Genomic DNA, 12,298 nt, shown 5'->3' on the forward strand with positions numbered 1-12,298 from the left:
GACGAGAGATGGAGTGTTAATTCTTTTCGCGAGACCTACCTGAGCCCGTCGTCGGCGACCTCGTGGTGCCGGCTGAATCCTTCGGCGAACTCCACGCCCGCCGTCGTTCCCTGCGTTCGCGCTCTGGCCCTGACGTTCTCGATCAGGTCGTCGAACTCGGCGTCGATCCCCCCGTGTTCCTCGAGGAACTCGACCTGCGACTCGTGGTGGAGGATCGCCTCCTCCTTCCGGTCCTGGTAGTCACTGACGTCGACGTACACGTCCGGTTCGAACTCCGCGGTCGGCTTCCCGAAGAAGTAGACGTTCTCCGGGTCGTGGGGTGCGTGTTCGGTCTCGACCATCGGCAGCGACGCCATGTAGTAGGCGTCCGTAACCAGTTTCGACGTCTCCCGGTGGTCCGGATGCATGTCGTCGTCGTGGTGGGTGACGATCAACTCCGGTTCGTACTCCCGGATGACGTCGACGATCTCGAGGCGGTTCTCGAGCGTGTTCTGGACGCGTCCGTCCTCGAACTCGAGGAACGTACAGTCACAGCCGAGCGTCTCGGCCGACCGACGAGCCTCTTCGCGACGCGTCGCCGCGACCTCCGCTTCGGTCGCGTCGAACCCGCCGTACTCGCCGGCAGTCAGGTGTGCGATCGTCACGTCGTCGCCGCGGTCGGCGTGTCTGGCGAGCGTTCCGCCACAGAAGATGTCCGCGTCGTCCGGATGTGCCACTAACGCAAGGATGCGCATAGCTCTCGATTCACACCGGGGTGAGTTAAATCTGATCGCTCCGGGTACTGAAGGGGACGACTCGAGTGTGCCCTATTCTTATCTGTCAGCTATTCGTACGGGTTCGTGATGGCCGATTCAGTGTACGAACGGATCGGAGTACCGGACGTGATCAACGCCACGGGAACGAAGACTCGGATCGGTGGAAGTCGAATCAGACCGGCGGCTGCCGAGGCAATGTGCGAGGCGGCCGACGGCTTCGCGCGGATCTCCGACCTGCAGGCGCGAGCGTCGGAGCTAATCCAGGAGGTTACCGGTGCACAGGCGGGCTACGTCTGCTCGGGAGCCAGTGCCTGTCTCACGCTCGCGGCGGCGGCGACCATCGCGGGCAACGACCTCGCCGCGATGGCACAGCTGCCGGATACCGAGGGACTCGCCGACGAGATCGTCGTCCCTCGAACCCACCGCACCGGGTACGACCACGCCTACCGGATCGCGGGCGCGACGATCGTCGACGTCGGGACGAACGACGCCCACCTCGGAACGGGTGCCGAGAACACCGAGCTATGGGAGATCGACGCCGCGATCACCGAAGACACCGCGGCGGTCGCCTACATGCAAAAGTCCTACAGCCGGCCGCCGCTCGAGGACGTCGTCGAGATTGCCCACGAGCGAGACGTCCCGGTGATCGTCGACGCCGCTGCCGAGTTGCCGCCGGTCGAGAACCTGGAACGGTTCGTCGAGATGGGCGTTGATTTGGTCGCGTTCAGTGGCGGGAAGGCGATCCGTGGGCCGCAGACGACCGGCTTCCTGGCCGGACGCGAGGACCTGATTCGGTCGGTAGCCGCCCAGCACCTCGACATGCACGCCGCCGAGGACGCCTGGGTTCCGCCGTCGGAGCTTCTCGACGTCGACGCGCTCGGGGGCGTCCCTCGGCAGGGAATCGGCCGGGGAATGAAAGTCGGGAAAGAGGAACTCGTCGGGCTGATCACGGCGCTCGAACTGTTCCTCGAGGAAGACCAGGACGAACGGCTCGCCGAGTGGCAGCGTCGTGCGGAGACGATCGCGGAGGGGCTTTCCGATCTCGACGGGGTCGAGACGTCGCTGACGGAAGCCGGAAAGACTGCGGTCACTCCGGAGGTCGTCGTCAGCCCCGAGACTACCACGGAAACGTCGGCCACGACTGTCGTCCGGGAACTTCGGGAGGAGACGCCGCGAATCTACGTCGGCGCGGACGACCTCGATCGGAACCAGTTTACCGTCAATCCAATGTGCTTGACCGACGAGGAGGCTGATTACGTGATTGAACGGCTTAGGGACCACCTGGGGTAACCTCCTCCCGTCGTTTACGATGGAGAGGGGCCACCCACACGATTCGGCCTGTGACAGTTCGTGCTCGGCGGCGGATTGGGATGCCCGATGGAGGTCGACGTTCCAGCGATCCATGCTGTACTCGCGTCAACGGGGTGTTCGGAGGATCGGTCTCACTGGCGGCTAATCAGTGGCAATCAACGTTATATTAAATCCACCAACCACTAGAATCCCACACATAAAATTAATATACTATCTTCTTGACCCTTCTCGGGAGGGGCTCCGGTAGCTCACTCCGACGCCTGTCGGAGATTCCGGGAGTGACCTCTCAACCCAAATCATGACGTTCGAACGACGGGACTTCATCAAGGCGACAGGTACAGGACTTGGATTGACTGCTCTCGGTAGTACGGCAACGACGACCATCGCAGCAGACACTGGTGGCACAACGGAGTCGTTCCGTGCGTACTGGGCGGATGCGTTCAACGACGGCATCAAAACCGAGGAACAGATCGATGCACTGGTCGAACGAAGCGTCGAGCAGAACCTGAACGCGATCATCGCGCAGGTAGTACGCCGGGGCGACTTCTACGGTGACGAGGGTCACCCGCCACGCACGGAAGATCCGGAGGTGGACGACGATATCGATCCGCTGGCGTTGTTGATAGAGAAGGCAAGCGAGCACGGTCTGGAAGTGCACGCGTGGTTGGTGGTAGGGAAGATGGCGGACCCAGAGGATTTGCCTGAATCGGAGGATCACCCAGTGAACGCACACGGTCCGGACAGCGAGGACCCGTGGGTGAGCCAGACGCCCGACGGCGACGTCATCGAGTTGGGCGGGGACTACGCGTTCGACCTCGGTCATCCAGGTGTACACGAGTTCTTCGTCGAGACCGTCGAGAGTATCGTCGAGAACTACGACGTCGACGGGATCAACCTGGACTACATCCGGTATCCGGACGTTGAGGACCATCAGGAGTTCGGGTACAACGAAACTGCAGTCCAGCGGTTCCTCGAGGCGACCGAATACGACGACGTACCGGAGCCGCCCGAAGAAGTCCAGTTCCCGCCGATGGATCCTGGCGTCGTCGGTCAGGACTATATCGACTGGACCGCATGGCGCCGTCGGCAGGTGACGGACTTGGTGCGGCGGATCTACCTAACGGTGAAAGATCACGATCCGTCGCTGCGGGTGAGCATCGACGGCATTGCCTGGGGACCGGCACCGATTGCCGGACCGAATGCCGAAGCTTCGTGGCTCGACGCTGACGACGCGTGGCAGCGCAAGGGTAACTGGTTCCAGATCATGCAGGACTGGCGTGGCTGGATGTACGAGGGCATCATCGACACGAACATCGTGATGAATTACGCTCGGGAGTTCGTTGACAACCAGCGCGATCAGTACCGCGGCTGGGCCGACTACCTCAAGGATCTGCAAAACGCCACCGAACGTGATGCAGTCATCGGCCAGGCCAACTTCTTCAATTTCCTCGAAGACACCGACGCCCAGATTCGTGTGGCGCAGGAACCCAGCGAACACCGGTATGCGAACGACCCGTCGTGGATCCACACTGAAGAGGACAGTACAGCAAACGGCTGGGCTGGCTTCTCGTATGCGAACCCGAAACGGAGCTACCTCCATCGGGACGGCGAAGATCCTGAACTCGACGAAGAGTACCCAGACATGACGCTGGCGGAGGCACACGACACGATCACGGAGATGTTTACCGAGGACCCACCGGAGCAAGCGGGTGAAGACGCCGAACCGGTGTTCGCCGACGAAACAGCGATTCCAGAGATGCCGTGGGTTCACGAGGAAGGGCACATCAGCGTGACTGTCACCGAAGGCGGACAGCCACTCGACCAGGCCGAGGTAACCCTCTCGGGTGAGGGAGAGACCATCGAGCGCACGACCGACGGTTCTGGCTGGGTTGGGTTCGCGGCACTCGACCCCGGCGAATACACTGTCGAGTCCGGCGACGAATCGACCACTATCACGGTCGAAGCCGGGTCAGTGACGCCGGCTGCGCTGGATACGGGTGTCGATTTCGAACGGTTCGATGTCTGCTTCCAGGGCTGCGGTCAAGCCCGGATCGTCGTCAGCGAAGACGACGTTGCGACTGCCGACGACGAAGCCCCGACCGCACACGTTATCGTCGAATCCGACGGCGAGGCGGTGTGTGAAACCGTCGCGATCACCGAGGAGAATACGACCACGATCCCAGGTCAGTTCGGTGACGCACCGGTAGTCACGTATACCGCCGACGGCAAGATCCTCGGCGTTGCGGCATCGCTCTCCTCGGGCGAGGTCGTCGTCGAAAACGAGAACAACTGCGCGACGACACCGAACACGCCCGACGTACTGGAGGCCGACTGCCTCCCCGAAGGCGCGGCAGTCGACCCCGACGGGCCGGGCTGTGATGGCGGTCGGGGAAACGGCAACGGTAACTGACGGCGGTCTCCATCTCGAGCCCGTTCCATCATACCCATTCAGGTGAAAGTAGCATCTACTGATATGTATGAGAGGAACCGTTACCGACGGGACTGAAGCCATCAGGAAAGAATCCCGTGAGCACCCCGAACCCGACGACGGGGAAGCCCCTGTTCGGATTCGAGCCATCGGGATCTGTGGCATCGATGTCGGACTGAGACACTGAGAGAGCCCACCATCGACCGTCGCAGGTGACGACGCCTTCCAACTCCATGTGCCCCTCGACGACGAGGCCGCGTACGTCGCAAGTAAGTCCGTAGTACCTGTAACGGCTCTCGGCAAGTTCCTGCTCGAGAGTCAGGGACGTAACACGGCCTTGATCACGCCGTCCTCTCGGTTCATTACCGTCTCGAGGGCGGACTCGTACTCCTCGAGATCGAACTCGTGGGTGACGATTCCCTCGACCGACAGCGTGTCGCGCTGGAACAGTTCGGCGACTTCGTCGACCGCGTGGGCTGCTGTGACGCCGCCGACTACTTTCAGTTCCTTCGCGACGATGTCGTTCGGATCGATCTCGCGCTTTCCGTCGAAGACGCCGGTCAACACGACCGAACCGCGTTTTTTCGTCGCTTTCAGACACGTGTTCACCACGTCACCGGCACCGGCCGTCTCGACGCAGAGGTCGACTCCGTCGCCGTCGGTATACTCCCGGATCGCCTCGACCGGATCCTCCTCGTTGACGTTGATCGTTCGCGTTGCCCCGTACTGCTCGCCGACCTCGAGACGCTCCTGACGTGTCCCCGTCAGCACGATATCTTCGACGCCCCGCGCCTTCAGTAACTGGACGCCGAAGAGACCGAGCGAGCCGGGGCCCAGCACGGCCGCCGTGTCGGTGAACGACGTCTCGACGCGCTGGAGTCCGTGGAGCGTACAGCCGGCCGAATCGATCTGCGTTGCCTCGAGATCGGTAATGTCGTCCTCGAGCGGACGAAGCGTCTCTTCGGGGAATGCGGCGTACTCGCGGTAGCCACCGTCGATCGTGAAGCCGATCTCTCGGAGGTCGTCACACTGGTAGTATCGGCCCTCGCGACACGGCGTACACGTCCCACAGTAGACGAATCCGTGGAGCGAGACGCGGTCGCCGACCGACAGCGAGTCGACGCCGTCTCCCAGTTCGATCACTTCCGCACAGATCTCGTGGCCCGGGACGAGCGGATACCGTGTCCACGGCGGCCCTTCGCCGTGAATCAAACCGATGTCGCTTCCGCAGATGCCGACCGCGCGGATCTTCACCAGCGCCTCGCCGGAGTCCGGTTCGGGGCGCTCTCGCTGCTCTTCCCAGACGGAGTCCTCACCGTCGGTAACGATCGCTCGCATAGGGAGTACTCTACCACTGACGGGTTAAAAACCCCGATGCTATCGTTGGTCTTCTTCGTGACCGATTACCCGCCCGGTCGATTTCGGTCGCGGAAGTCGGAGGGAACGAGTCGAGAGAAGTCGACCGGCGAGTCGAACGTGCTCGAGGTAGCTAGCATCAATATACCAGATCTGAATACTGTTTTATTATTGGATAGTAGGCGTCAAGACAGACCGTTGTTCGGTGGTCCATCAAAGCAGACAGCCGGCAGTGACCGCCGACAAGACGCTCGTTCACGCTGAAGCCGGGAAGAGATGGCCGATTCGACGGATCTCACACGAAACGAAAGGTTATCGACCAACGTAGGGATTCGAGGGGCCCGTAACAGCTTCATCGTGGCGTCTTCCGCCAGGTTCCTAGCTCGGACTGAAATAACATTCCACTACCGAAACACGATCTCGAGATTGGTTGAATGATTAGTTGTTTTCTTATGCTATTCCAAAAGTGACAGACCTATTATCTGTTGTGGGCGGGTATCAAAACATCGTTCTGCACCTGCGTGTACTGCTGGGCCCGGCCGAACCCGAGGAGGTCTCGGAGTCGCCCTGATTCGATCATGTCCGCTGAACCGCCGGTTTTATGAGTTCTTTTACCAGTTACTGTCAGTATGTCACAGAGACGAGCCGAAGTATCCGGGCCCGTCGACGCGTTCCGTCAGTTTTTCTCCTTGCAGCGGGACGTTCTGGTGCTCTCGCTGGCGATGTTCGCGTTCAGCCTCGGCTTCCAGATGACCAACCGGTTTCTCCCCGAGTATCTCGTCTACCTCGGGGCTGGCGGGTTCGTCGTCGGCCTGTTCGCCACGCTCGGAAACGTCATCGGGGCGGTCTACCCCTACTACGGCGGCGTCGTCTCCGACCGCGTTGGCTCGCGATACGCCCTGACCGTCTTCGGGTTCGTCTCGGCCTTTGGCTTCGCAATCTGGCTTGCCTCGGCGTACATTCCGGCGATCGATCTCGGTGTGGTCGTCTTAGAGCCGTGGGTCTGGGTGTTCGTCGGCCTGTTGCTGGCCCAGTGCTGGAAGTCCTTTGGAATCGGCGGCCACTACGCCATCGTCAAGCAGGCGACCGAACCGGAGCGGCTGGCTCGCGGGTTCGCGAGCACGGAGACGTTCCGGCGGACTGCCTTCCTGCTCGCGCCGCTGATCGTCGCCGTTCTCGTGGCCGACGAGTTGATGCCGGGCTTCCTCTGGGTGCTCGTGATCGGCATCGTCTTCGCTCTCTTCGGGACGATCGCCCAGCACTACCTCTACGAGGCCGACGAGGACACCGTCGGCAAGGAGTTCGAGGGATTCGGCCAGATCGTCGACGACCTTCGGGCACTGCCCGACGCACTGCGTCCACTGCTCGTGGCGGATACCTTCGTCCGATTCGCCAACGGAATGGTGTACGCCTTCTTCATCCTGGTTATCACCCAGCTCATGGAGATCGGGCTGACGACGACCGTTCCCGTGTACGGGACCGTCGATCTCTCGCCCGCCGCATTCTTCGGCGTCCTGCTGAGCGTCGAGATGCTAGTCGCGCTGCTTACGATGGCACCAGCCGCCAAGATCGCCGAACGGGTCGGTCTCAAACCGGTCGTCGGTCTCGGCTTCTTCGTGTACGCGATCTTCCCGGTCTTGCTGATCTTCGGTCCGGAGGCCGTCGGGGGGATCGACGAAACCTGGCTGCTCATCGCTCTCTTTGCCTTCTCCGGACTCCGATTCGCCGGACTGCCCGCACACAAGGCCCTGATCGTCGGCCCCGCAGAGCGTGGTGCAGGTGGCCGAGTCACCGGGTCGTACTACTTCGTCCGGGGAGCGATCGTAATCCCCAGCGGTGTACTCGGCGGGTTCCTCTGGGAGTTCGCCACTCCGGAACTCTCCTTTACGATCGCGACGATGATCGGTCTGATCGGCGTCGCCTACTTCGTGGTCTTCGGCGAGGAGTTCGAGGCGTACAAGTAGTCGATCGCCTCGAGCCTCTCCGTGCCAGAACAGTCTTCCCGCGAGCGCGATAACGACGGGTAGATGAGACGAGTTCTTCTGGTTCTGTTCGTGGCGAGTATGCTGGTTCTCGCGGGGTGTGTCGGTGGACCTGACGGTGGCGATAACGCCACCGTCGAGGACGACCTCTCCGGAGAGGACGTCGACGAACCCGACGACGGCGAGAGCGACGAAGACGACGAAGCAGGCACTCAGGACGAACCAGACGAGGACACCGAAGACGAGGAGACGACGACCGATACCGAAGACGAAGAGACGACCGATGCCGCAACCGTCGACGGCGACCTCGAGATCCATCACATCGACGTCGGTCAGGCCGATGCGACGCTGCTGATAACGCCGAGCGACGAGACGATTCTCGTGGACACCGGCGACTGGCGACAGGACGGGAGCGATGTGATCGACTACCTCGAGTCCCACGATATCGACCGCATCGATCACCTGGTCGCGACTCACCCGCACGCTGATCACATCGGCGGCCACGCCGCGGTGATCGAGCACTTCGAGACCGACGGCGACGGGATCGGGGCTGCCTACGACTCCGGGATTCCGCACACCTCCCAGACCTACGAGAATTACCTCGACGCCGTCGAAGAGTACGACGTCGAACTGCTGCTCGTCGAGGAGGGCGACGAACTCCCGATCGACGACGAGTCTGTCTCGGCGCTCGTGACCAACCCACCCGCGGGAGAGTCTGGTGACGACCTCCACTACAACAGCGTCTCGCTCGCCCTCGAGTTCGGCGAGTTCCGGTACGTGACGACCGGCGACGCCGAGGAAGACGCCGAACAGCGGATGGTCGAGGAGTGGGGCGACGACCTCGAGGGCGACGTCTACCAGGCCGGCCACCACGGGTCGTCGACGTCCTCGACGGAGCCGTTCGTCGACGCCGTCTCGCCGGAAATCGCGGTCATCTCGAGCGACTACGACTCCCAGTACGGCCATCCACACGACGAGGTGCTCGAGGAGTTCGCGGATCGCGGGATCGAGACCTACTGGACCGGCGTCCACGGCGACGTCGTCGTGACGACGGACGGCAGCGAAATCGACGTCGAAGCGGAGACGACGTTCTCGACGGACGCCGAGGATCTTCTCGAGGAGAAACACGCGGAGGACGACGCCCACTCGAGTCTGCCGGCGATGGTTAATACGCCGGCAGGTCTTATTCCCCTCGTAGGATGAACGGGACCTTCACCGGCGTCGTGGATCGCATCGTCGACGGCGAGACGGCCGTGATCTTGCTCGAAGAGGGCGGCGAGGCGGTCGACCAGCTGGACGTCCGCGTCGATCGGCTCCCGGAGCCGGCACGGGACGAGGGTGGCGTCCTGTCGGTCACCGTCTCGGACGGGAAGTTCGTCGACGCGGAGTACCGCCCCGAGGAGACGAGCAATAGACGCGAATCCGCTCGAGAGCGACTCGAGCGGCTTTCGGACCGGCTCTCGGAGCGGTAGCGGTTTACTCGTTTTCGACCGTCGACTCGTCGCGACACCGATCGTACAGGACGACGAGCGAAACGGCGTGGACCGTCCCCGCAATCGTCGTGCTGAGAAGCGTCCCGGCCGACGGGACGTGGGCGAGCCACCACGAGCCAAGGCCGACGACGAGAAGGACGCCGAACAGCGTGAATCCGTGGCCCCGCGAGTACCGCCAGCCTGCAGCGATCGGGCGCAGTATCCCGTCCTCGTACAGCACTGCCACCGGTGCCAGGAAGAGTCGGACGAGGACGAACAGCACGAGCCCCAGTAACGCCACGCCGACCAGGAGACTGCCGGTCGTGTACTCGAGTCCGACCGCGTCGCCGGTTTCGAAGAGCACGGTGACGAGGAAGACACCGCCGAAGTAGACGAGAAACCGGTTCCAGTGAACGGTCTCGTCGCTCGCTCGCATCATCGTCATCCAGCCGGCGACGGCGATGACTGTGACTGCGAGAACCTCGAGTGCGAGCGCGTAGCCCAGCAACGGCAACTCGAGGTCGACGAGGGCGTTCAGCGATCGCTCCGTTACGGTCGTTCCGGTCGGATAGATCGAGTACGCGACGTGGAACGTCGAGTCGCCGACGCTCGAAGCGGTCGGCACGGCGTCGGTTTCTCGAAGCAGGTCGGCGACGAGGAGGACACAGCCTGCCACGAAAAACGGAACGAAGAGCCACGGATCGCTACGAAGTCGGGCCGCGACCGCAGTGAGAACGGGTTTCCGACGACGGTACGGTGGTGACTTCGGGTTCCCGTCGGTACCGCCGTCCTCACCCGCCATCGTCCCGGCACCGGCAGTCGGCTCCCCCTTCTCTCTCGGGGGAGAGTTTCCGTCGCCCGTCGATCCGTTTTCGTCGGCCGATACTGGGCCCGACTCGGTCTCGTCCGTCATGGTTCCTCCGCCAGTGCGACGATCCGTCCCCGGTTGACCGCGTACAGCCGTCCGTCACCGACGATCGGCGGCGACAGCGGGACCTCCGGCGGTTCGTACCTGAACTGCTCCTCTCCTGTGTCGGCCTCGAGAGCGACCAGTACCGCATCGTGCTCGACGGCGTAGACCATCCCGTCGGCGACGACCGGCGTCGTCTCTCGCTCGAACGGGACGGACCACAGCGACTCGCCCGTCTCGAGGTCGAGCGCGTGAAACCGGTCGTTTCCGTCGCTCAGGAAGACCGTCCCCTCGGCGACTGCAGCAGCCCCGTCGATCGCGTTGCCCTCGAGGTCGCGTCGCCAGATCGTGTTGCCCTCGTCCGAGTCCAGCAGCGTGACGCCGTTTCGCGACGTGACGACGACGCCTTCCTCAGTTGCCGGCGAGGAGAGTTGCATCTGGTCCTCGAGGTCCCGCTGCCAGCGTTCGGTGCCGTCCTCGCGGTCGTACGCACTCACTCGGTTGGGCCAGTTCGCGACGTAGACGGTGCCATCGCGGACTGTCGGCCGCCCGAACGAGGCGCTGACGATGTCGTCGTCCTCGACCGTGACGCGCCATCGCTCGGTGCCGTCGCTGGCGTCGACGGCGACGAGGTCGTTCGTTCCGGGAACCGTCGCGTACACCGTCTCGTCGACTGCGATCGGGTCCGTCGTCGGAGCGTGCTCGCTCGTCGGTCGGTACTGGCCGCTTCCCGGCCCCTCCCAGCGCTGGCTACCGAGTCCGCGCTCGAGTCCGGGGACATCGAGTCCGCCGCTGGCGTTCAGGCCGTAGACGCCGCCAGTCGACGTTACCGCCAGCGTCTCTGTCCGGTACGCCGACGCACGGGCGACAGCCGCGCTCGAGGTGTACGGGCCGTGTCGGGCGAACTGGCGCTCGCCGCTGTCGACCTCGAGTGCGACGAGTCCGTTTCCGACGGCGTAGAGCGTGTCGCCGAGTCGGATGGGTGCGCTCGCGCCTCGAAACCACTCCGTCGAATCGTGTTCCCAGGCGACCTGTACGTCGTCGGTCGGGCCCGACGCGTCGGGATTGTAGCCGGTTCCGGCGGGGTCGTACTGTGCCATCGGCCAGTCGAAAGGAGACGAGGACGGCGATTCCGGCCGGGAAGCCAACGCTGCGCCGGTGGTCCCGCCGGCCAGCGCGATCCCTACGCCTGCAAGGAGTGTCCGTCTGGAGGGCATTCGTATCGTACCCGTTCTTCTCACTTCTCCTAATTGTTTCTCCCGATACCTGTTCGTGGAACGCGTCTCGAGCGATAGATTCCAGTCGAACCGAACGTATTTTTACCGAGAACGGTTCAATCAGCTGTATGGTCTCTCGCCGTTCCGTCCTCCTGGCTCTGGTCCTCCTCGGTGCAGTCCTCGTCGGCGTGGGGTTCGCTACTGGGACGCCCGAACCGGTCCTGACGATAGAGAACGACGACAACGTTTCCTACCAGGTGACGGCCTACACCGTCGAAGACCTGGACGCAGCGGGCTATCTCAACTTCGAGGTGACGACCGACGACGGTGAACAACGACTCGTCACCTACAACGACCTCGTCTGGACGACCAGCTACCAGAACGTGACGCTAGTTGATGAGGGAGTCAACAGCCAGTCGTTTACCGTCGGCCCCAACGAAACAACCACCGGGGTCGTCGACGGCTGGTCCCACGGCGACGTAACGCTGTACATCGTCGAGAGCGACGACGACGAGACCCGGACGTGGTCGCGAACGGTCACCTGCGACAGCCGTGGACAGGATCACGGGCTCAGAATGGCAGCGGACTCCGGTGGCGGCGGTTCGACACACTGTGGCGGTGGATTCGGCTGGATGATCAGGTAACGACGTCCCGATCGGTCACTTCTGCGGTCGAACACTATCACGAGTAGTTGCCGGTCTCCATTCTCATCACGCTCGTCCAGCCCAACGCGCCGACCGTGACGGTACACGCAGCGTGAGCGAAGACGCACCAGGTACGGGTTTCCGAACTGGATCTCGCGCTCTCGGGGTACGCTCGAGTTTCGAGAAATCGATCGGTCGAGCGGAGTCAGCGACCGACGAAAAT

Annotated in this window: 10 protein-coding genes; 6 read left to right on the forward strand and 4 right to left on the reverse strand. The window is 62.9% G+C overall.

Features of this window, described 5'->3' with window-relative positions:
- Nucleotides 1–35 precede the first annotated feature (35 nt).
- On the reverse strand, nt 36–734 hold the full coding sequence (locus tag BLR35_RS10360; protein WP_090381350.1) for a PIG-L deacetylase family protein: 699 nt from the start codon (nt 732–734) through the stop codon (nt 36–38).
- A gap of 108 nt (nt 735–842) precedes the next feature.
- Between BLR35_RS10360 and BLR35_RS10365 the strand changes: the two genes are divergently transcribed.
- Together BLR35_RS10365 and BLR35_RS10370 are read left to right on the forward strand one after the other, a co-directional pair.
- Nucleotides 843–2,045, forward strand: a complete 1,203-nt coding sequence (locus BLR35_RS10365; protein WP_090381352.1) for an aminotransferase class V-fold PLP-dependent enzyme — start codon at nt 843–845, stop codon at nt 2,043–2,045.
- 319 nt (nt 2,046–2,364) lie between these two features.
- Complete coding sequence (locus BLR35_RS10370) at nt 2,365–4,476, forward strand: family 10 glycosylhydrolase (RefSeq protein ID WP_090381355.1); 2,112 nt, start codon at nt 2,365–2,367, stop codon at nt 4,474–4,476.
- 336 nt (nt 4,477–4,812) lie between these two features.
- On the opposite strand, the gene BLR35_RS10375 is transcribed toward BLR35_RS10370, so the two are convergent.
- A complete protein-coding gene (locus tag BLR35_RS10375; protein ID WP_090381357.1) occupies nt 4,813–5,832 on the reverse strand; it encodes a zinc-dependent alcohol dehydrogenase in 1,020 nt (339 codons plus the stop codon).
- Between the two features lie 647 nt (nt 5,833–6,479).
- On the opposite strand from BLR35_RS10375, the gene BLR35_RS10380 reads away from it, so the two are divergent.
- The 3 genes from BLR35_RS10380 to BLR35_RS10390 all read left to right on the forward strand — a co-directional run bounded on the left by BLR35_RS10380 (nt 6,480) and on the right by BLR35_RS10390 (nt 9,304).
- The gene (locus tag BLR35_RS10380) at nt 6,480–7,814 is read left to right on the forward strand and encodes an MFS transporter (protein ID WP_090381360.1); all 1,335 of its coding nucleotides are present in this window, start codon (nt 6,480–6,482) and stop codon (nt 7,812–7,814) included.
- Nucleotides 7,815–7,877: 63 nt separating this feature from the next.
- Nucleotides 7,878–9,035, forward strand: a complete 1,158-nt coding sequence (locus BLR35_RS10385) for a ComEC/Rec2 family competence protein (protein ID WP_090381362.1) — start codon at nt 7,878–7,880, stop codon at nt 9,033–9,035.
- Nucleotides 9,032–9,304 carry a DUF3006 domain-containing protein gene (locus BLR35_RS10390; RefSeq protein WP_090381365.1) on the forward strand — a complete coding sequence of 91 codons (273 nt, stop codon included), beginning with the start codon at nt 9,032–9,034 and terminating at the stop codon, nt 9,302–9,304. Before BLR35_RS10385 ends, BLR35_RS10390 begins: the two co-directional genes overlap by 4 nt.
- Nucleotides 9,305–9,308: 4 nt before the next feature.
- Here the strand turns inward: BLR35_RS10390 and BLR35_RS10395 are convergent, their stop codons facing one another.
- Together BLR35_RS10395 and BLR35_RS10400 are read right to left on the reverse strand one after the other, a co-directional pair.
- A complete protein-coding gene (locus tag BLR35_RS10395; protein ID WP_090381366.1) occupies nt 9,309–10,217 on the reverse strand; it encodes a hypothetical protein in 909 nt (302 codons plus the stop codon).
- Nucleotides 10,214–11,431 (reverse strand): PQQ-binding-like beta-propeller repeat protein, encoded by a 1,218-nt coding sequence (locus BLR35_RS10400; protein WP_090381369.1) that lies wholly within the window; start codon nt 11,429–11,431, stop codon nt 10,214–10,216. Before BLR35_RS10400 ends, BLR35_RS10395 begins: the two co-directional genes overlap by 4 nt.
- 128 nt (nt 11,432–11,559) lie before the next feature.
- Between BLR35_RS10400 and BLR35_RS10405 the strand changes: the two genes are divergently transcribed.
- Nucleotides 11,560–12,075 (forward strand): hypothetical protein, encoded by a 516-nt coding sequence (locus BLR35_RS10405; protein WP_090381372.1) that lies wholly within the window; start codon nt 11,560–11,562, stop codon nt 12,073–12,075.
- The last annotated feature ends 223 nt before the right edge of the window (nt 12,076–12,298 follow it).

The organism is Natronobacterium texcoconense (assembly GCF_900104065.1).
Lineage (GTDB): Archaea > Halobacteriota > Halobacteria > Halobacteriales > Natrialbaceae > Natronobacterium > Natronobacterium texcoconense.

Bases quoted from the DNA above. Each gene is read 5' to 3' on its own strand.
- BLR35_RS10390 (WP_090381365.1), top strand. From the start codon at position 9,032: ATGAACGGGACCTTCACCGGCGTCGTGGATCGCATCGTCGACGGCGAG.
- BLR35_RS10375 (WP_090381357.1), bottom strand. From the start codon at position 5,832: ATGCGAGCGATCGTTACCGACGGTGAGGACTCCGTCTGGGAAGAGCAG.
- BLR35_RS10400 (WP_090381369.1), bottom strand. From the start codon at position 11,431: ATGCCCTCCAGACGGACACTCCTTGCAGGCGTAGGGATCGCGCTGGCC.
- BLR35_RS10405 (WP_090381372.1), top strand. From the start codon at position 11,560: ATGGTCTCTCGCCGTTCCGTCCTCCTGGCTCTGGTCCTCCTCGGTGCA.
- BLR35_RS10385 (WP_090381362.1), top strand. From the start codon at position 7,878: ATGAGACGAGTTCTTCTGGTTCTGTTCGTGGCGAGTATGCTGGTTCTC.
- BLR35_RS10360 (WP_090381350.1), bottom strand. From the start codon at position 734: ATGCGCATCCTTGCGTTAGTGGCACATCCGGACGACGCGGACATCTTC.
- BLR35_RS10365 (WP_090381352.1), top strand. From the start codon at position 843: ATGGCCGATTCAGTGTACGAACGGATCGGAGTACCGGACGTGATCAAC.
- BLR35_RS10380 (WP_090381360.1), top strand. From the start codon at position 6,480: ATGTCACAGAGACGAGCCGAAGTATCCGGGCCCGTCGACGCGTTCCGT.
- BLR35_RS10370 (WP_090381355.1), top strand. From the start codon at position 2,365: ATGACGTTCGAACGACGGGACTTCATCAAGGCGACAGGTACAGGACTT.
- BLR35_RS10395 (WP_090381366.1), bottom strand. From the start codon at position 10,217: ATGACGGACGAGACCGAGTCGGGCCCAGTATCGGCCGACGAAAACGGA.